The following is an 18,791-nucleotide window of genomic DNA, read 5'->3' as shown; positions in this document are numbered from 1 at the left end:
TGAAGAATTGAATATTACCATTTATATTTGTCTACAAGTTTGGTAGACTATTAAAAATCCAACCATGAAAGTACAAACCGAAACGTTCGAAACCTGCCACCACCAAGTATTTAGTGATCTCTTCACTTTTTCTGTTGTCATGCGCTCCGGTGCATGCTGTTGTTGTAAATGCTAACATCAACATTCTCACCGTTTTAGATTTTATCTTCCGCTGCACCAACCATTTCCCGGTATAAAAACGGGACGGAGTCCTTATGGACCAATAATAACCAATCATTACTTCCCAAAATTTTTGTCATGAACAAAACAGAACAACCCGTGTTTCGTTTCGAAGGAACGATCACTAACCCGCAGCTGCAATATTTCCGTAAACACGGTATTATTCAATTCAAGAATTTTGTAGACAGGAATACTGTACAACGTTTCATTCGTGAAACAGAGAATGTACAGGATCAGTTACTGCGATATGATATCAAAAAAGTAAATGGTATTCCTCTCAAATTTGGCCAGGACGAAACCGGAGCGCCTTTCATCCAGCGTATTGCTTTTGCTTCGCAATACAGCGACACCCTTAGTAATTTCCTCAAAGACAAACGCCTGCGGGCACTCACACAATTGCTGGCCCCCTATGACGGGCGCATTGGTGAAAATGAAAAAGACGGCCTGGTGGTGAACCATTATGTGAACACGGAAGAAAGTCAGTTTAAACAGTTGGGCTGGCATACAGACAGTCCGCGTGATCTCTTCCTGGGTTCCCGCATTATGCCGATGCTGAATGTGGGGCTGCATTTAGATGACTGCCCTTTAGAAAATGGCGGCCTGCGCGTATTGCCCGGCACACATCACCAGGGATTGTTCCGTTTACTGTTCAGGAAAAAATACTTCATTGATAATGATCCTGATAAAAAAGAAGTGGGTTTTGATATTGAAGCAGGCGACCTTACTATCCATGATGGCAGATTATGGCACAGGGTGCAGCAATCACCATTCTATGGAGAAAAAAGCCGCCGGCGTGTGATGTACATTCCTATTATCACAGGTGCTTATCAACCTAAACATGCGGACAGTCCAACACCCTTCTATCATAAGCTGGCACAGCTTGGCTCTTTGAAGAACACTGGCATTGCTGCTTTCCGTTCAAAAGAGAAAAACATTCCGGAATTAAATTCACTATAATATGCCTTACGCTTTAGTAACCGGCGCAGCCAAAGGAATTGGCAAAGCCATTGCAGCAGAACTGGCTGCAAAGAATTACGGGTTGCTGCTGGTAGACCTTGATGCTCATGGTGTGAATACCACTGCGGCAGAACTGATCGTTCAATACAAAGTACCGGTGCAGGTATTACATCTTGATCTGTCCAAACCAGATGCTGCAGAGCAGGTAAAAGTATGGACGGCGGACCATCACAGGGAACTGAGTGTGGTGGTGAACAATGCAGGATATGGTTTGAACGGGCGGTTTGAAGAACTGTCTGTTAAAGACCAGCTTAATATCATTGATGTGAACATCAGGGCGCAGGTTTCTATTTCGCATACCTTCATTCCCATCCTTCGCAGTTTTCCCAGATCATACCTGTTGAATGTGGGGAGTACCACTGCCTTTCAGACGGTGCCTTTTCTGAACATCTATGCAGCGTCCAAAGCATTTGTATTGTCCTTCACCCGGGGCCTCCGTTTTGAATTGCGGCAATCCCCTGTTTCCGTGAGTTGCCTGATACCGGGCAGTACGGATACTGATTTTGTGAACAGGGCCGGGATGGGGCTTAAAACCCTGCGTATTGCAGAGCGGTTCAATATGACGCCGGAGCAGGTGGCTAAGATTGCGGTGAAGGGGTTATTTGCAGGAAAAGCGGAGATCATCCCCGGATTTACCAACAGGCTGAATGGCTTCCTGCCTAAATTTTTCCCGAAGATATTTGTGGAAAAGATAGCGGCGGGGATCTATGAACCGGCACAGTTATCTTCAGACCTGCAGGCTGTTCCGGCAGCTACATAAATTTGTGCCTAAGGGTCTTTCATTTTAAATTATTTTGTTATATTTATACTGACATTAGATGAGAAGTTACCCATCTGCCAAACAGTATGAATCAAAAGCAAAATTAATTGGAATGCCAGACGAACATAATAAGCCGCGGGACATTATTGATAAGCTCAAATTACACCCTCCGCCGGAGGCAGCAGATTATGATGATCATGGAGAAGGAGGAGATTGCCCGGCCTGCGGGGCGAAGGATGCCAGGCAAAGGGGCTTAACACATTGCGCTTATTGCGGGTACGAGTTTATAAAACCGGAAAAGAGAAAATAATATCAAAGGGCTGTTTCATTTTAACATGAAACAGCCCTTAATGTTTTGATCCACAATGAAATAGGAGCACCTTCACTGCTGAAACCCGCCATGGTAGCTTTAACCTTGCTTCATCCTAGCTTCATCTATGTGTGATAGCAGGGGTTTAAGCAAGGATGAAGCTAGGATGAAGCAAGGATAACACTATTTACACAGCATTTTTTAGGCTTTAGCGCTCAAATACTGATACGTTTTATACCTCAACCGGGCAATATCTTCTTCCAGCACAGGCTGGTTGGCATCCTTCCCCATATCATCCCAGATGCGTATACGGATATAGGCATCAAATAAAGGATCGCTCTTAAAGGCAGCCGCTTCTTCTGCAGACATAGGGCCTCCCTGGAAACCGAGTGTTTGTTTGCTGGCTTCGGACAATGTATCGTAATAGGCAGGATCGGCAAAGGTGAGGTAACGTTTTGCAGCTACGTGGCTGGCCACCAGTTTGGCCATCTTTTCCGGAAAACCTCTTTCCATCAGGTAACGGCCTCCGAGGTCATCGTGCTTCATGGTGCCGTATACATGCATCTGCTCTTCGGTTTCAAAGAAATGGCCGATGTCGTGCAGGAAAGCAGCCAGGATCATTTCATCATCATAACCTTCCTGTTCTGCGATCAACGCAGCCTGCATCATGTGCATCATCATGGTAACGCTTTCTCCATATTCATGATGGCCATGTTGCTGGTACAGTTCAAAGATCTCGTCTACGGTTTGTTGGGCTGAGTTGGACATATAGTTTGATTTAGGAGCATCCGCAAATTATGAAATTATTCATGCAGGATGAGGTTATCATATCTTTACCTCATAGATGTTGCAACAGGTAAATAAACAGATCACAGGTATCCTTTCCCTTTGGGTATTTATTTTTCTAAGACCACAACATAATATACGCTCCGGCGGGGTCTTGTATAAGTACAAATTCACCCATCTTACCACAGCTCCTTTTTTCACTCATGATCTTTCCACCGAGCTTTTCGCATTTAGCAAGGCTAAGGTCGAGATCGGCCACCTGTACATATATCAGCCACATGGGCGGCAGGTGTTTATTGCTGCCTTTGCTGTGGCAAACCCCAGCAATGATATCACCTGTTTCAGGGTTTTTCATGAAATAATCTTCATAGTCTCCCATCTGTTGTGTGCCAATTTCCCAGCCTACAACTTCGTGATAAAAATTACTTACTTCTGCGGCATTAGGTACGGTAAGATCGAAACCGATGAATGTTCCGGGTTGCTTATTCATAAACGGTTTTGTTAATATTGCAAATTAATCATTAACAACGGAACTTGCGTCTGGTAAAACCGTCAACTTATTGGTCATTTGTGACAAAAAAATAAGCTATATTGAACCTCACACTGCAGCAACTATATGAAAAAGTTAACCGTATTACTTAGCAAAAAGTACAGACATCTCAGCGTGGCTGCCATACTGGATGTATTTCAAACAGTGAATACACATTATAAGGCAGCAAACGGAGAACCATTTTTTGACATCACATTAGTATGCCTGGATGACGATCTTCCATCTGCACCGGTGTATGATCTTTATGAACCGGTATTGCTGAAAGATGCGCCCATCTCAGACCTCGTGCTCATCCCCGCGTTCCAGAGCGACAATGTGAACCTCATGGGAAACAGTGCTTTTATTCCTTACCTACAGGAGCAGCAGCGGCTGGGGGCTGAAATTGCGAGTTTCTGCACAGGGGCTTTCCTGCTGGCAGCATCTGGTTTGCTGGACAATAAAAAGGCAACTTCCCATGTGATGGCTATCCAGGACCTGGCGATTAAATTCCCCCTGGTGAAAGTGCAACCGGAAGCAGTAGTAACAGATGATGGCGGTATCTACACCAGTGGTGGCGCTACTTCCACTTTCCACCTGCTCCTGCACCTGATCGAAAAATACTGTAGCCGGGAAATGGCGATCGTTATAGCGAAAGTATTTGCTATTGACATGGACCGTTATCAGCAATCCTATTTTGCAAACTGGGCTCCTTCCCGGCGCCACCAGGATGAACTGGTAACAGAAGCGCAGACCAGGATGGAAAACCGATTTAAAGACAGGCTGACGGTGGAAGAAGTGATCCATGATCTGCCAGTGAGCAGAAGGAATTTTATCCGGCGTTTTAAAATGGCCACCGGTATTACGCCCATCGAATATTTACAACGCATCAGGGTGGAAGCAGCCAAGAAATTACTCGAACAACGGTCTCAGAACATTACGGGTGTGATGATGCATACCGGGTATGAGGATGCCAAAGCTTTCCGGCAGGTGTTCAGGAAGATTGTGGGCTTATCGCCGAAGGAGTATAGAGAGAAGTATGCAGGGTAATGTTTAGACAGGCTAAAAACAGCGATAGAGAAGGCTGAGCGAACAGATGGAGAACCTGTACCGAAGGAATCAAAATGGCGATCATTTATTAATACTAAACAAACGAATAAAACAGGCCACCTGGTATTTCAGGTGGCCTGTTACTTTTAATTCCTTACTTCGGCCATTTCTTGGTTACCGGCACGGAATAGAAAGTATCCAATGCAGCAGGTTCCGGTTTGAAATAGGTTACATACGTAAACTCAGACTCCGGTTTTACACCAGCAAGTGAATCCGCGCTGAGTTTATTCGGTTGCCACCATACTTCTTTGGTTACACCAGCCAGATCAACATACGTCATCTTCACCCCGATATAATTTTCCGTTGTTCCGATCCATTCCCAACGCATTAAACCATTGCTGCGTTTCACAATATCTTTTGTGATGCGGGGCAGGCAGGACAGCTGGAAGATGTCTCCATAAACATTTGCAATCTTCTCCACTCTTACAGAACGATGCCCTGCATTATCATAGGTAAAGATGGAAAAGGTTTTCACACCTTCCGTCATATTATTCAATATGATCCTCACCGTATCCACCCCCTGGGTTCTTGTTACCGGGATCTCCACAGAATCAGCCATACCGTTCCAGAAGATGCGGCATTTGGTGATCTTGGGATCAGAGGTGAGTAACCAGCTGAAACCGATCCTTCCTTTACCGCCATAATTCTTCACGGAATCAGCACGGCCGATGTACAGGATCTCTCCTCCTCTCAGGAAATCACGATAGGTATCATCCTGTTTTGCACAGGCCAGGAAACAGCATGCAACGATGCATGCCAGTATTCCGTGTTTACTATTCTTCTTCATGTTCATTCATTTAAAAGATTATCTACTATTTCCCCAAATGGTAACTTCCATCAGGTGAAAAAATCCGCCGGGAGATCCTTCTGCAGCACCCCATGCTTCACGTACCCTCCAGCGCAGGTAACGGTAAGATCCTGCATTAAGGGGTACAATAAACTCCTCTCCTGCTTCTGCATATTCTTTATCTTCCTGTGTGGAGATATAAGGTTCTCCGGATGGTTTAATGGATTCAAATGAACCGATCATGGTCCAGTTAGTCATACTGCCATCAGTGGAGGGTGCATCAGAGCCCCACAATTCCCAGCGTCTGGGATTGCCATGGCCGTAGAGGTAAGTGCCGGTACGCTGCCAGATCTTAAAACGGCTCATCTTGGCTTTTACACCGAGGTCCATGGTAAAATTCAATGGCAAGCCCACATTTTGCAAAGTGTGGAAACCTTTGGTCAGGTTATCGTCCCAGAACATCTGGATGGTCCAGCTGGAGCTGTAGTTCTTTGGCTCACTGGGGAAACGTGCATCCCTGAACTTCGTTTTATCCAGCAGCTCTTCATGGATAGGTACGAGTTTGGTGATAAGGGTATCAGAGAAATTATTCCATTTGTCTTTGATAAAGATCCCGAATGTTCTTTCCTCTGCTTTATAGCCACGTACAGCAAAACTGGCGGATTTCCGCTTTGTATAGAAATTATCTGAAGAAACCCAGTCACCTGTAGAATCCAGCGTGATCACACCGATCACGATATTGGTTTCATCGTTATTCAGGAATTTAATATTGCATCCGCCAAAATCCGGCGCTACTTCCAGGGAATTAAATACTTCTTCTACCGGAGGTGTTAAAGGATTTACTTTAATGGAAACCGGTTCGGAGGATACTTCACTTTTATTCACGGCATATAACTTCACCTCGTATTCTTCCGAAGCGGAGAAACCTTCCAGTACGATGTAATTGATATAAAAAGAAGATTTGGCTTCCCGGATCAGGCCTTTGCGCGGTTCGTACACTGCCTTTATGTATAGGAGGTCCGGATTATCGGGGATGGAATAGGTGATCTTAGCTGTACCATGCAGATTTTCCACCTTTAAATTGGTAACAGGCTTGGGCGGCGCACCCCCACCTTCTATCGGGCCTCGCTTTTCATCTGAACAGCCTAATAACAACAGGCAGGCCAGTAATGGTATGATGAATGTTTTCATTTCAATGCTTTTAAGAAATGTTTTAATAGCTATTACCAACCGGGATTTTGCACCAGGTTACGGTTGTTCAGTATTTCCCTTTCCTGGATAGGCCAGAGGTATTCACGCATCGTAAATGTTTGCATGAATAATACCTTCAGGCGGTAGTAAGCTTCCGGTTGTTCCTGGTCGATATCCCATCCGGTGATAGGTTTATTCATTTCAATATGGGCTATTTTCCACCTGCGCAGGTCCCAGAAGCGATGTCCTTCAAAGGCCAGTTCAATCATTCGTTCCTGCTGGATGATCTTGCGCAGGCCTTCTTTAGAAGCATACTTCGGACCTTTGTTTGAATAAGTATCCCAGGATTCTTTCACGCCTTTCAAACCTGCGCGCGAACGTACAGAATCGATGTATTCAAATGCCTGGTTGGTAGGGCCGTTGGCTTCATTTTCTGCTTCTGCATATAGCAGGTAGAGGTCCGCCAGGCGCATTTCAGGATAAGGGTATTGCTGCATGGTAAAGTTGCCGCTCTTTTCCACCACACTCAGGTAGTGTATCAGCTTCTTGGGCCAGTAACCGGTGATGGAATAGTTGGTATGCCCAGCCTGTGCAGCCATCTGGCTTTTACGGGCCTGTATGTACATGGCGGTATTGATATTGGTGTTGTTATCATCTGAACTGCCATTGCCAAACCATATACCCCTGTCAAAACCAAGGTTGGCATAAAACCGCTGCTCTCTGTCGAAATGCAGGTAAGCGCTTTCTGTTCCCTTTTTAACGAGTGCAGAATCTTCCGGCGCCGCTTTTCTCACGCTGTATCTTTCTGCATAATTGAACTGGTTATCTTCATCGATGGGCACGCCATTTTTTGTGTAGAAGAGTTCTGCCATCTTTTCCGTAGCTGCATACATCCCTTTGGGGTTACCGCTAACGGAGGTCCAGTTGTATAACTTCGGCATGGAAAAACGCTGGAGCTGGTTCACCCTGCTTTGGGTATTTGCCCAGATGATCTCTGAATTCCATTTATCTGTTACTGCCATGCGCACATCCATCTGGGTCCTGATCTGGGAATTCATCACCAGCGTATTGATCACCGGCCTGAAGCGGTATAAACGCATCCCCACTTCGTGACAGGCATCTATGGCCGCTTTACAGGCTGCTGCGGCTTTCACCCATTTATCAGGATCATTGGTGTTAGGGAAGAGCTTTACTCCTTTGCCGAAATCCGCATAGTCCGGATTACCATTGAACAAGGGGCTGGCCGCCAGTACGAGCAACTTAGCTTTAAGCGCCAGTGCGATGGGCCGTGTAACCCTGCCCAGTTCTGCTACTTCATTCTGTATACGCATCGGCAGATCAACTGCAGCGGTATCCAGCAGCCTGGAGATGTAATTTACGCAGGTATCAAAATGTTCCCTGGGCCTTTTCATTTCTTCCAGTTCATTCATTACGTCTATATTCTTTCTTACCAAAGGAATAGGACCATACATCCTCAGCAGGAAAAAATGATAATAGGCCTTCAGGAATTTCACCTCTGCTATCCAGCGGGCTCTTTCATCATCATCAATATCTTTCACGAGGCTTATCTTTTCCAGGAATACATTACAATCCCGGATGCCCTGGTATAAAGGTTTCCCTGTTGCGGCCCCACTCCAGTAATTACTGATGGGATTCACTTTGTTCTGCCCACCTCTTGCCATATTCCAGTTGGTAGCGTCGATATCTTTTGAGGGATACATGAACCACACTTCATCGGCTCCCATAAAAGCTACGTTGGTATTAAAATCGCCTGTTGCCGGCATGTAGTTGTAACAGGTGAATAGATATCGTTCTGCAGTAGAGCGCATAGCAAAAGCGTAATCGATGGTAGCAATGTTATCCGGCACAATGTCCAGGTACTTATTACAACCAGCCACCATACCCAGCAATGCGGCGAATGCTAATATTTTGATCCGTTTCACGGTGATGAGTTTTAAATGTTTAGAAAGACACCATTAAACCAAGGTTGAACACTTTCTGGATAGGATAGTCCAGCCCTTCTCCCGCCATTTCCACATCCCAGAGTTTGAACTTACTCCAGGTGAGCAGATTAGTGCCGTTCATATAGATCCTGAAATTGGTCATACTGTAACGGCGTTGCAATGGTTTAGGCAGCGTGTAACCGATCTCAATGGATTTCAGGCGAAGGAAAGAACCATCACGCATCCACCAGGTACTGGTCTGTGCATTGTTCGCACTCATCTGTTCACTTAATCGAGGCCATAATGCGTAGATATTCCGGTTGTCTTCAGACCAATGATCGTCAGCAATGGCTTTCATCAACTGGTTAACTGGCCTGCCGGGAAGGGCGGCCTCACCGTTATAGTTATATGCTCCAAAAGGACTTACTGCACTGGGGTTTATCCAGAAAGACTCCTGTGCCATTCCCTGGAAGAACATAGAGAAGTCGAATCCTTTGTAACCGGCTGTTACACCAAATCCGTAAACGATCTCCGGCTTTTCAGGATTACCGATCGGTACTTTATCGAGATCGGTGATCTCTCCATCTCCATTCACATCCCTGTATTTAATATCTCCCGCCATGTAATCTGTACTGAAGGTCTGCCTGGGAGAGTTTGCCACATCATGTTCATCCACAAATAATCTCTCTGCAATGAATCCCCATACCTGGTTTGTGCTATAGCCAATTTTAGAGAGATATTTTTCATTGTATTCGGGCTCTTCAAACTTCCTGTACTTGTTGGCGCTGAGGGTGAAGTTCCCGCGCAGCCCTACCCAGAAGTTCTGAGAGAAGTGTTTATTTCCATCTATAGAGAAATCGAGCCCTTGGGAAGAAGCTTTCCCCATATTGGCATATGTAGTGGCCTGCAAGCCCATGGAGGCTGGTATAGTTGTACGGGCCATTAAGATGTTATGCCGGTAATCGTGCCAGAAGTCTGCCTGTATATTGATCGCTTCGAATAAGCCGATTTCAATACCCAGGTTTGTTTTATCTGATGTTTCCCAGGTGATGAAACGGTTATCATAACGGGAAATGGAAACCCCCTGTTGGGTCAACGCATTTTCAAATCCGAATGATGCGCCCTTTGCGCTATTCTTCATGTTGATGTTAGAGAGATAGAAGAAGCGGTCCTGTTTCCTGCCGATGGCATCATTCCCTACCAATCCATATGTACCGCGTAGTTTCAGGTTGTTCACCACGCGTTTGAATGGTTTCCAGAATGGTTCGTTTGAAACCGTCCAGCCCATGCCGGCAGAAGGAAAGAAACCAAAACGTTCTGTTTTATAGAAACGTTCAGATCCATTGTAACCAAAGTTGAATTCTACAAAGTACCTGTCATCATACCCATATGTTAAACGGCCGGATAGCCCTGAGTTACGGAATGGTAAAGAAGATTGGATATCACCATCTGTTGCTTCCAGCTTGTTACGCATAGTGTATACCAGCATACCGCTTAAGGTGTGGTATTTATTGAATACACGGCGGTAATCCAATGCACTTTCCAGGTAGAAGTTGGTGGTCACATCCCGTTTGCCGACACCATTACTGAGGAATTCCTCTCCCTGTTCGATCTGATCGTACCTATAGGTATCTGTTCTTTTATCATAGAATCCCATCTGGTAATAGAAGGGGATATAGTTCCGCGCAATGTCAAAGAAGCTTTCGCGGTTGGTGTTCATCATGCCGCGGAACCTCAAACCTTCTGTAATGGCTTTCAGGTCCTGGTTCACTTCAAACTGCGCCAGCATCAGGGCACGCGAATAATCTTTATACCCTTTCACCATTTCCGCATAAGGATTGATGTAAGCGCCATTCTCTGCGTTCCCGAACATGATATGCCTTACGTGCTCGTGTTCTTCATCCTTTGGAAAATAAGCAGGGAACAGCACGGGATTAGAGCGCATAATGAGCCGGTACATGTATTCCCCGCCCTGGATAGGGCCGTTATAGTCATCAAATGATCCATAGAAACGGAAACCAGCCTTTGTAGTAGGGGTAATATTCACATTCAGGTTAGCCCTCAGCCCGTAACTTTTCAGGTCTATGCCGCTGTTGAAGTTGTTGCGTTTATCTACTTTGAACAATCCATTATCATGACTGTAAGAACCGCTGATATTATACATCGCCACTTTACCACCACCGCTTACGTTGAAGTTGCCGCGTTTGTTGATCGTTTGTTTTTTCAGCAGTACGTCCTGCCAGTTATTGGAAGGGAAGGCTACGGGGTTTGCACCTGCAGCGGTCTGATCTATTTTATATTGCGTGTAAGGTGTTATGGCCAAAGGATTACGGGTGGTAATAGCTTCATTATGTAACTTCATATAGGTTACATTATCCGCCATTTCCAGGTCGCGTGTGGGTTTGGATAAGGATGACTCCAACCTGATATTGATCCTGGCCGCACCTTCTTTACCTTCTTTTGTAGTTACCAGGATCACACCATTGGCACCTCTTGCACCATATAATGAAGTAGCCGTTGCATCTTTCATAATGGTGAAAGTGGCGATATCGTCCACATTCATACGGGCGAGGTCAGTAGTGGTAAGTTCCATACCATCAATGAGGATGAGGGGATCCTGTTTGTAACCGAAAGTAGTGACACCGCGGATAAAGAACTCTGCATTATCCTGTCCGGGTTCGCCGCTTCGCTGATAAGCGATCACTCCCGCCAAACGGCCGGCCAATGCCTGTGTGAGGTTACTGGAAGGGATTTTCATTTCAGCAGGATTGATAGAAGTCACAGCTCCTACCACTTCTGTTTTCTTTTGGCGACCAAAGGCTACTACCACTGTTTCTCCTATTTGTGTAGCGGAAGACTGCATGATAATATCAATCATGGAACGGCCTCCTACATTTACAACCTGTGGCTGAAAGCCGATGTAAGAGATCTCCAGCACTGCGTTCTTAGGGGCTGCTAATTGATAGTATCCGTTTGCATTGGTGGCCGTACCATTTGAGGTGCCTTTGATCTTGATGGTAACACCAGGTAAAGCTGTGCCGAGTGAATCTGTGACGCGTCCATGTAGTGTGGAATCCCGTTGGACAAAGGATATGGGATCAGGATTGCTTTCTGCCAACGCAGGGAGTGCCGCCATTAAAAGGCATGCCACTCCCATTACGATGATCGCAAAGCCTGAAAGGCGGCGCATGGCCTGCCTCCAGAGCTGTTTTTTCATAACGTTTAACTATTAAAATGAGGAATCCGTACCCATACAGAAAATCGCATGGGCAGAAAATTGACCAGTAAAGATTTTTAAATCAGTCGTTTAGGGATCTGATAATTGGGAACGTACTAGTGTCATAAGTGGAATTTAATTGATAAGGTTCTAGTCTTTTTGAGCAATCGTTGTCATACCACGCAAATCGGTCAGGGCAATCATTTTGGTTGAGTTAGGTATCTTCTATGCAATCGTTTGCTGAAAGCTAAATTAATATAAGCTTTAGCAGGATTATGATAGCATCTTGCTTATTAGTGCTGGAAAATTAACGGGGAATTAAAAAAGCCCGGATGTACCGGGCTTTTCTTTAGGGTGGAAAACAGGTCAGGATGTTAAGGCCAATTCATTGTCAGCAGATAAATAGAAACGATCAGGTCAGGGATCAGTTTCATTCTCAATATTTTCAAACCTTTGAGTTTTTGTGATTTAACAGTATTCACTGAGATACCCAGTTCCTTTGCAATTTCAAGGTTTTTCATACCGTCAATATATCCCATCCAGGAGATGCGGCGGCAAGCATCCGGTAATGTTTCCATTGCCTTACAGATCTTTGTTAATACTTCGGTTTGAATGATATGGTTTATTACCTGGTTCTCAGCTGCGGGGGATAATGTCTGTTGTTCAAAGTTCTTTACTACCTGGCGGTGACGGATAACATTCAGGCTGATGTTCTTAACGGTAGCATAGAGATAACTCCTGATCGAATGCAATTCCTGAGCGACCTTGTCCTTATTATTCCAATATCGGACAAAAGCCTCCTGAACAGCATCCTCAGCATCCTGTTTATCGTCTAATATTTTAAGGGAAAAATAGACAAGCCGGTCATAGTACTCATTAAAAATTACTTCTAACGGAAATTTCTGCATGTCGAACGTTTTTTATAACTGGAATTTCAAGGCCTGACATCTGAATATAAATATAAAAACTTCTGCTGTAATTTTATCAGGGCGTGATCTCTACTGCCACTTCCCGGATCACTTCCTTTCTACCGGCAACATTTCCATTATATGCCGTAAATACAGCTTTATAATTACCCGGTGTGGTATAAACATAAACCGCCTCTTTTATCTTTGGATCGGCATATCCTTTAATAGCAACGGGCCTGTCCGGGCCATAGTCCATGTCTCCTGTATCAAACCCTTTGGTAACAATCCAGCATTCCGTTTCTACTGTTCTGGTGGAATCCACCAGTGCAGGTGCTATCAGCTGTAATGTGGTGGTAGATATGGTAGATCTGCAGGGGGCGGTCTTCTGCTTCTGTTCGTAGATCCTGAAGCCGGCGTTTTGCATATTTCCCAGGCTCAACGGTCCTATTGAAGTTCGTGCATTTAACAGGAAATTCTGTATCCTCCAGACATTACCTGTACCATATACGGTTGGATTCCTCACAATATACCGGAAAGCCAGGTAAAAGGGTTTCCCTTCAATACTTAGGTCTGCCAGGTTTGCTTCTCCGGAAGCTTTATAAGTAGCATTCGTACCCAAAGTAAATCTGCTGGTAATATCCGTCCAGCTTGCAGCCGCAACATCCTCAAAAGTGGCACCACCGTTAAAATCAACAGATGCCATTACCCGCAGCTGGTCCGTTTGTTTGCCAAACTCCACATTGCTCCTGAATGAAAAGTCAAGGCTGTTTGTTTTTACGATCCTTCCGGCAGCAAATGCATAATCATGCAATGCTTCTCCGGAATAAAAAGTGATAAGGTCCGGATTGCCGGTAAGCAGGAATTTGATCTCCTCTCCTGCCCTGGCAGTAATTTTTTTCTGCGTAACATCAAACTCAGGTGCGCTCACTTCCAGTTTTTGCGTGCAGGCGGTTAATGTCAGAAAACCGGCTATCAGCGTGAATATATTCTTCATCATATTATTTCTCAGTTTATTACCAATTAGGATTCTGAACCAATGCCGTATTCAGGCTCAGATCTTTGGAAGGTATGGGAAAAAGCAAATGCCGCTCATTTACATTTTTATATGCCAATGCGTAGAACGCCGTAGCACCATGCTGAGACATTTCCGCAGCAACATTTTTCATAACAGGTATAAAGATCCCCCAGCGGATAAGGTCCGGCTTTCTTAATCCCTCAAAACACAACTCCCTGGAGCGTTCGTCTACGATCTGGTCAAAGAACTCATTCTTATCAGTGATGTTAACCAATGTGGCTTTAGCTCTCGCCCTTACTTTGTTCAAGGCATCCAGTGCAGCAGGTGTGGGTGCGCCATGTACCTCATTTTCCGCTTCTGCATACATTAAAAGCACATCGGAAAAACGCAGTAAGGGAAAATTTGTGGGCGTTGAATTGGCTGAACCTGGTTTAACCAATTCCCATTCCCTGCGGTATTTCCCCACATTGCGGAGATAGAGGTCTGCATCTTTCGTGTAAGTATGATTTGTTTTACCACCGGCAGCTGTATACTTATAGGGTGCAATGGCTACATCTCTCCTCAGGTCCTGCGTTTCATATGATTTATACAGCTTTGCCGTTGTATTCAGGAATCCGTAAGCAAACCCGATGATAGTTGTATTGGTTGAAGTGATCCCTATCCAGGCCCCGATCTGCCCCGTTTCGTCATAAGCGCCGGACACATTTCCCCAGAATTCTACTTCCCAGATGCTTTCCTTTATATCATACTTATCCTGCGCATAGTTGATAAATACCTGTTGGTAGTCAATATTGAGATCATGTGCTGCGCCTGCATCATCTATCACTTTTTTGGCCCAGAAAGCTGCCTTCTCATACTTAGTAACATCCCTTAAAGGATATCCTGCCATATACAGGCACACGCGTGCTAAAACACCACGCACTGCAGACTGGCTCACCCTGCCGCCAAAGCCAAGCGTTTGAATGGGTACTACAAGAGTTTCTGCTTCTTCCATATCCTCCAGCACCTTCTCATATACTTCCTTTGTACTGCTTCTGGGAATTTCCACATCATCACCTGTTAAGGTAGGGGCCAATATAAGTGGCACACCTCCAAATTGCTGTACCAGTAAAAAATAAAAGTATGCCCTTAAAAAGAGGGCTTCTCCTTTTATCCGGTTCCTGACTGCTTCATCGATCTGCGGGTTATTATTAAGATTTGCCAATAAGCTGTTTGCCCTGTTAATCCCTATATAAAGTTCATTCCACAGGCCGGATACATAAGTATCTGAAGGAGAGAAGTTATATACCTGCGGGCCGGTCACAACTGCATCTGTATTATAAAATCCCTCATCTGCTTCCATTCCCAGCCGGCAGGTATAGTGGCGTGCATACACATTCCTTGCACCTAATATATCATATACACCAATGAGGGAAGCTGTTAGTTGTTTTTCATTCTGATAATAAGTCTGCGGAGACAGCCGGTCCGTAGGTGTAGTATCCAGGAAACGGGTACAGGAGCTGCCGGACAAAATCATTAAAACAAGTATTATCAACGAGATCCGTTTCATATTATAATGTTATAAAGTAGCATTTAAACCAAATACCAGTGTACGTGCGTGCGGATAGGAGGAAAAATCAAAACCCGGTGTAAGGGTTGAATTCCGTGCTGATACTTCCGGGTCCATACCTGAGTAATTCGTCCAGGTGAGCAGGTTCTGTGCAGCGGCCGTTAAACGGAGATTTTTAATACCTATCCTTTTTATGATACCGGGCGGTATATTGTATCCCAATGAAACTGTTTTCAGCCGCAGATAAGAGCCATCTTCAATTACCTGATCTGAATATCTGCCCAGCGGCCCCTGCCCTCCTACTCTGAAAAGTGTGTTACTGGGATTATCCGGCTTCCAGCGATTATTGTAGCTGGCATACTGGTTCATCTCTGTTCTTACTGTTGCATTCCCTTCAAACAGGATGCGGTTCGCATTGTAGATCTTATTACCGTAAGACCATTGCAGTAATATGTTCAGGTCAAAGCCTTTATAACTGAAATTGTTGGTAAAGCCGCCCGTATGAACGGGGAAAACACTGCCGATGATAGTTTGATCATAGCTATCTACTGTACCATCATTATTTAGGTCCCGGTATTTGATATCGCCGGGTTGAATAACATCTCTTGCGTTCCCATTGGCAGGGATTGAACTTTTAAGTCTGTATACTCCGGGAGAAGGGTTATCAAAATCTCCATACTGGTAAACGCCGTCAAATACAAAACCATAGAACATAGCGGCAGGCATCCCTGTTTGTGCAACATATAAAGGAGTAGTATTGTATTGCGATTCAAAATTCACAAAGGAAAAAAGTTTATCCTGCCCTTTGGTAAGCGCCAGTACTTTATTTCTGTTGAAGCTGATGTTAAAGCTGCTTGCCCATTTGAAGTCCTTTTTGTTGATATTAACTGTATTGATACCTAATTCAAGCCCTTCATTCTGCAATCTGCCAATATTCCTGAACACTGTTTTAAACCCTGTAGTTCCGGGGAGTTGTGCGTTGAGGAGGAGGTCCTTTGTTGTTTTGCGGTAGACCTCTGCGGTTAGTTCTATCCTTCCATTAAAGAGGCCGAGATCATATCCGATATCCACCTGTTCGGCCACTTCCCATTTCAGATCAAGATTCCCCAGATCAAGGGGGATGATCCCTTTCAGCGGTGTACCATTGTTCCAGGAATAAGCAGCTGTATTAGGCATCCCCAGGCTGGTGAAGTAAGCAAAATCACTTACGCGGTTATTACCTGTATATCCGATACTGGCCCTGATCTTGGATTCAGATACAAAGGGAAGGCCTTTAAAAAAGGGCTCCTGCGTCATATTCCAGGCAATGGCAGCAGAGGGGAAATAGCCCCATTTATTCCCCTTTGCAAATTTGGAAGACCCATCTGCCCGCATGGTAGCTGTAAAGAGGTATTTCGACTTGTAATTATAACTCAGCCTGGCATAAAGAGAAGCCAGCGTAAACTTTCCGCTGGTTGCAGGGCTTGCATAAGCGATCCCTTCATCAAACCCGGAGTATCCTAATTCCTCGTTCGGTATATCCTGAACTGCCACTCCATGCATTTTGCTGGTACTACTTTGCATGGAAAATCCTCCAACTGCATTGATCTTATGTACCCTGTTAATTGTTTTTTGGTAGCTAAGTGTATTTTCATTAGACCAGTTGTTGATCTCCGTATACATTACGTCTCCATTTACCCCTCTCACATTTAATGGGTTAAAGGGAGAACCCTGGATTGTTCTGGAGTTATAGAAGTTCTTATTCTCTGAAAGCCGGTTATCTACCGTTCCTGTGATCTTAAGGGTAAAATTCTGATTGATAGCATAGTTGATATAAGCGTTCACCAATAACTCTTTGGCTGTGCTAACACGGTTTGTGTTCTGTACGGTAACTACAGGGTTAAATCTTGCGTTATCTGCATTTACCACCAGGTCATCGAAATCACCTTCCAGCAGGTTCTTATTAGGATCATTGCCGATGGGGCGATATCCCCAGATATTTGAAAAAAGATAGGATGTAGTATTATTACCGGCAGAGGAAGCAGCTACAATACCCGTATTTGAGTTATTACTATAATTCAGGTAAACACCGGCCTTTATTTTGGAATTGATCACCTGATCCAGAGCTATACGGCCCTGGTAACGACGCGTGCCTGTATTGGAAATGATCCCCTGTGTATTATTAAGGGCCCCGGATACGGCATATGTTGTTTGATCGTTACCACCTCTCACCGCAAAGTTATTCATGCTATAAGGGCTGGGATCAAACACTTCATCTGCCCAATCTATTCCCTGTATATTTTTATAATCATCCAGTGTTCTCCCGTCCGTAAAATAACGGGAGGCGGTTGATACAGGATTCCTTTCATATTGATATGAAACAAACTCATAGGGGTTCATCAGCCTCATCTGCTTTCTTGTTTCACTAAATCCATAGAGGGAACTGAAAGTGATCACCGGTTTCCCCTGTTTTCCCTTTTTTGTTTCTACGATGATTACGCCGTTTGCTGCTCTCGCTCCATATATAGCTGTAGCTGAGGCATCCTTCAGCACATTGATAGCTGCTATATCATCATTATTCAACGAACGGGCATCAAAATCCTCTACAGGAAATCCATCTATCACATACAGCGGCGATGTATTCTGCGTTAAGGACCCGGCTCCCCTGATCACAATATCCTGCCCCTTTCCAGGCTGGCCGTCTGTTGTAGATACAACAACACCAGGTACTCTGCCAGCCAGTGCTTCTGTAAAAGAAACAACAGGTGCCTTTTGCATATCAGTTACGTTTACCCGGCTGACGGAACCCGTCAGGTCTTTTCTTGCTACACTGCCATAACCAATAACAACGGCGCCGTCCAGTACTTTTATATCATCATCCAGCGTTACATTATAAGGGCCCGGGCCATTCACAGCTACTTCCCGGGATTTGAATCCCATATACGTAAAAGTTAATGTCCCCTGTTCTCCGGGTAGATCTATCGTATAACTTCCTCCGGCATTACTTGCAACACCTGTATTAGTTCCCTTCAGTCTTATGCTTACACCGGGGAGTGGTTCCCCTTTGTTATTCACCACCTTACCCTTTATGGTGACTGGTGCTGCATTGCCCTTTACCACGGAAAGTTTTACAACAATCGTTTTTTCCATGATCTGGTAGGTAAGCGGCTGCTCTGCGAAACAGATCTTTAGCACTTCTTCCAACCGCTCCTTTGTAACATTAATATTTACGGGTTTTGCCTTTTGGAGGAGCTCGTCACTATAGATGAACAGATACCCGGTCTGCCGGTTGATCTCTTTAAAAATGTTCTTTAGAGACAGTTGCTGCCCTGATATTGTGACATCCTGCGCATGTACTTTTCCGCTCAGCTGTATAAATACAGCTAACAGGAACACCATCTTCATCAGGAGTGATGTTTTGCATAATGGCTGATACAATGTGCTATTTCTACTGAATAATAGCAATACTTTCAT

Annotated in this window: 14 protein-coding genes; 4 read left to right on the top strand and 10 right to left on the bottom strand. The window is 44.8% G+C overall.

Translation table 11 applies throughout. The features are described 5' to 3' along the window. Positions 1-297 precede the first annotated feature (297 nt). The 3 genes from AAHN97_RS03725 to AAHN97_RS03715 all read left to right on the top strand — a co-directional run bounded on the left by AAHN97_RS03725 (position 298) and on the right by AAHN97_RS03715 (position 2,306). Complete coding sequence (locus AAHN97_RS03725) at positions 298-1,176, top strand: phytanoyl-CoA dioxygenase family protein (protein ID WP_343306211.1); 879 nt, start codon at positions 298-300, stop codon at positions 1,174-1,176. 1 nt (position 1,177) lies between these two features. Next, the gene (locus AAHN97_RS03720; protein ID WP_343306210.1) at positions 1,178-1,996 is read left to right on the top strand and encodes an SDR family NAD(P)-dependent oxidoreductase; all 819 of its coding nucleotides are present in this window, start codon (positions 1,178-1,180) and stop codon (positions 1,994-1,996) included. 112 nt (positions 1,997-2,108) lie between these two features. Then, a complete protein-coding gene (locus tag AAHN97_RS03715; protein WP_343306209.1) occupies positions 2,109-2,306 on the top strand; it encodes a hypothetical protein in 198 nt (65 codons plus the stop codon). A gap of 201 nt (positions 2,307-2,507) precedes the next feature. Here AAHN97_RS03715 and AAHN97_RS03710 read toward each other — a convergent pair whose 3' ends face one another. Then, the gene (locus tag AAHN97_RS03710; protein WP_343306208.1) at positions 2,508-3,074 is read right to left on the bottom strand and encodes an HD domain-containing protein; all 567 of its coding nucleotides are present in this window, start codon (positions 3,072-3,074) and stop codon (positions 2,508-2,510) included. A gap of 136 nt (positions 3,075-3,210) precedes the next feature. Then, a complete protein-coding gene (locus AAHN97_RS03705) occupies positions 3,211-3,582 on the bottom strand; it encodes a VOC family protein (protein ID WP_343306207.1) in 372 nt (123 codons plus the stop codon). Positions 3,583-3,708: 126 nt separating this feature from the next. Between AAHN97_RS03705 and AAHN97_RS03700 the strand changes: the two genes are divergently transcribed. Beyond that, entirely contained in the window at positions 3,709-4,668 is a 960-nt protein-coding gene (locus AAHN97_RS03700) for a GlxA family transcriptional regulator (RefSeq protein ID WP_343306206.1), read from the top strand. 154 nt (positions 4,669-4,822) lie between these two features. On the opposite strand, the gene AAHN97_RS03695 is transcribed toward AAHN97_RS03700, so the two are convergent. The 8 genes from AAHN97_RS03695 to AAHN97_RS03660 form a co-directional block, all read right to left on the bottom strand. Further along, positions 4,823-5,515, bottom strand: coding sequence for a DUF4998 domain-containing protein (locus tag AAHN97_RS03695; RefSeq protein ID WP_343306205.1), 693 nt, complete (start codon positions 5,513-5,515; stop codon positions 4,823-4,825). An 18-nt stretch (positions 5,516-5,533) separates the two neighbouring features. Continuing rightward, positions 5,534-6,706: a DUF5000 domain-containing lipoprotein gene (locus tag AAHN97_RS03690; RefSeq protein ID WP_343306204.1), complete on the bottom strand. Its 1,173-nt coding sequence runs from the start codon at positions 6,704-6,706 to the stop codon at positions 5,534-5,536. A 32-nt stretch (positions 6,707-6,738) separates the two neighbouring features. After that, the gene (locus AAHN97_RS03685) at positions 6,739-8,649 is read right to left on the bottom strand and encodes a RagB/SusD family nutrient uptake outer membrane protein (protein WP_343306203.1); all 1,911 of its coding nucleotides are present in this window, start codon (positions 8,647-8,649) and stop codon (positions 6,739-6,741) included. A gap of 19 nt (positions 8,650-8,668) precedes the next feature. Further along, positions 8,669-11,866, bottom strand: a complete 3,198-nt coding sequence (locus AAHN97_RS03680) for a SusC/RagA family TonB-linked outer membrane protein (RefSeq protein WP_343306202.1) — start codon at positions 11,864-11,866, stop codon at positions 8,669-8,671. A 374-nt stretch (positions 11,867-12,240) separates the two neighbouring features. Beyond that, positions 12,241-12,774 (bottom strand): RNA polymerase sigma-70 factor, encoded by a 534-nt coding sequence (locus AAHN97_RS03675; protein ID WP_343306201.1) that lies wholly within the window; start codon positions 12,772-12,774, stop codon positions 12,241-12,243. A gap of 76 nt (positions 12,775-12,850) precedes the next feature. After that, positions 12,851-13,771 (bottom strand): DUF5017 domain-containing protein, encoded by a 921-nt coding sequence (locus tag AAHN97_RS03670; protein ID WP_343306200.1) that lies wholly within the window; start codon positions 13,769-13,771, stop codon positions 12,851-12,853. 16 nt (positions 13,772-13,787) lie between these two features. After that, on the bottom strand, positions 13,788-15,338 hold the full coding sequence (locus tag AAHN97_RS03665; protein ID WP_343306199.1) for a RagB/SusD family nutrient uptake outer membrane protein: 1,551 nt from the start codon (positions 15,336-15,338) through the stop codon (positions 13,788-13,790). A gap of 9 nt (positions 15,339-15,347) precedes the next feature. After that, positions 15,348-18,791, bottom strand: coding sequence for a TonB-dependent receptor (locus AAHN97_RS03660; protein ID WP_343306198.1), 3,444 nt, complete (start codon positions 18,789-18,791; stop codon positions 15,348-15,350).

It is taken from the genome of Chitinophaga niabensis, from assembly GCF_039545795.1.
Lineage (GTDB): Bacteria > Bacteroidota > Bacteroidia > Chitinophagales > Chitinophagaceae > Chitinophaga > Chitinophaga niabensis_B.
The sequence above is the reverse complement of the archived record's forward strand: the minus strand, read 5'-3'. Positions and strand labels throughout refer to the sequence as shown.

Excerpts from the sequence above, each read along its gene's own strand:
- AAHN97_RS03715 (WP_343306209.1), top strand. The coding sequence starts at position 2,109 with ATGCCAGACGAACATAATAAGCCGCGGGACATTATTGATAAGCTCAAA.
- AAHN97_RS03665 (WP_343306199.1), bottom strand. The coding sequence starts at position 15,338 with ATGAAACGGATCTCGTTGATAATACTTGTTTTAATGATTTTGTCCGGC.
- AAHN97_RS03695 (WP_343306205.1), bottom strand. The coding sequence starts at position 5,515 with ATGAAGAAGAATAGTAAACACGGAATACTGGCATGCATCGTTGCATGC.
- AAHN97_RS03700 (WP_343306206.1), top strand. The coding sequence starts at position 3,709 with ATGAAAAAGTTAACCGTATTACTTAGCAAAAAGTACAGACATCTCAGC.
- AAHN97_RS03660 (WP_343306198.1), bottom strand. The coding sequence starts at position 18,791 with ATGAAAGTATTGCTATTATTCAGTAGAAATAGCACATTGTATCAGCCA.
- AAHN97_RS03690 (WP_343306204.1), bottom strand. The coding sequence starts at position 6,706 with ATGAAAACATTCATCATACCATTACTGGCCTGCCTGTTGTTATTAGGC.
- AAHN97_RS03675 (WP_343306201.1), bottom strand. The coding sequence starts at position 12,774 with ATGCAGAAATTTCCGTTAGAAGTAATTTTTAATGAGTACTATGACCGG.
- AAHN97_RS03725 (WP_343306211.1), top strand. The coding sequence starts at position 298 with ATGAACAAAACAGAACAACCCGTGTTTCGTTTCGAAGGAACGATCACT.
- AAHN97_RS03705 (WP_343306207.1), bottom strand. The coding sequence starts at position 3,582 with ATGAATAAGCAACCCGGAACATTCATCGGTTTCGATCTTACCGTACCT.
- AAHN97_RS03720 (WP_343306210.1), top strand. The coding sequence starts at position 1,178 with ATGCCTTACGCTTTAGTAACCGGCGCAGCCAAAGGAATTGGCAAAGCC.
- AAHN97_RS03680 (WP_343306202.1), bottom strand. The coding sequence starts at position 11,866 with ATGAAAAAACAGCTCTGGAGGCAGGCCATGCGCCGCCTTTCAGGCTTT.
- AAHN97_RS03670 (WP_343306200.1), bottom strand. The coding sequence starts at position 13,771 with ATGATGAAGAATATATTCACGCTGATAGCCGGTTTTCTGACATTAACC.
- AAHN97_RS03710 (WP_343306208.1), bottom strand. The coding sequence starts at position 3,074 with ATGTCCAACTCAGCCCAACAAACCGTAGACGAGATCTTTGAACTGTAC.